Origin of the sequence: Photorhabdus akhurstii, from assembly GCF_018448925.1 — a bacterium.
In the GTDB taxonomy this organism is placed as follows: domain Bacteria; phylum Pseudomonadota; class Gammaproteobacteria; order Enterobacterales; family Enterobacteriaceae; genus Photorhabdus; species Photorhabdus akhurstii.
The window spans coordinates 1-711 of record NZ_RCWE01000111.1; the positions used below are offsets into that span (position 1 = coordinate 1).

Annotated in this window: 1 protein-coding gene; it reads right to left on the reverse strand. The window is 63.3% G+C overall.

The features are described from left to right. Positions 1-214: 214 nt before the first annotated feature. Positions 215-711 (reverse strand): tyrosine-type recombinase/integrase (locus EAE93_RS23970; protein ID WP_214040735.1); only part of this gene is annotated, 497 nt, incomplete at its 5' end.

Below are 711 nucleotides of genomic sequence, written 5' to 3' on the forward strand. Positions count from 1 at the left end.
TCACCGGCGCAGTGCGTATAATTCCCCCGCATTATGTTGAATAGGCGTTAGGCGGCCTGTACCAGCTCAACGGGGACGCCGGGGCTTGCGCCGCCTGACGACTATTTACCCCCGCGTGCGCCAGGGCCGACGGGCAGTCCGGCCACGGTCTGCCCCCACACCGAGCCCGCCCAACTTAACGGGGGCGTGCGGACGGTCAGCGGATATTGAGGTTTCAGGTCGGCGTCGGGCTGTCCGGCAGCGTGTCGGCGTTGTCTTCGGCGTACAGGTCGGCCAGTAAACCCACCTCATCGGCATCGCTGACTTTTTCGTCGGCCATTTGCTCCGCCGGGTGGGTGCTGGCGTGCACCGCCTGCAAGGCCCGGATAGAGACCTGCGTATACACCTGTGTTGACTCCACGCTGGCATGGCCTAACATGGCCTGTATCCAGCGCAGGTCCGCCCCGTTCTCCAGCATCTGGGTCGCCATCGCATGCCGAAACAGGTGGCAGGCGCCTTTTTTCTCGATGCCGGCGGCCCGGATATAGCCGCTCACGGCATTCGTGATACCGTTCGGCTGCAACCCGTCGAGACCGTCCATTGCTACGAACAGCGACTGGATGTCCGGGGTGACCAGCAGTTGCGGGCGAATCTGCTGCTGATAGAACTGGAGCCAGTTTAAGGCCCGTTCGCCGAGGGGCAATACCCGGTCTTTATTCCCCTTGCCCTGCC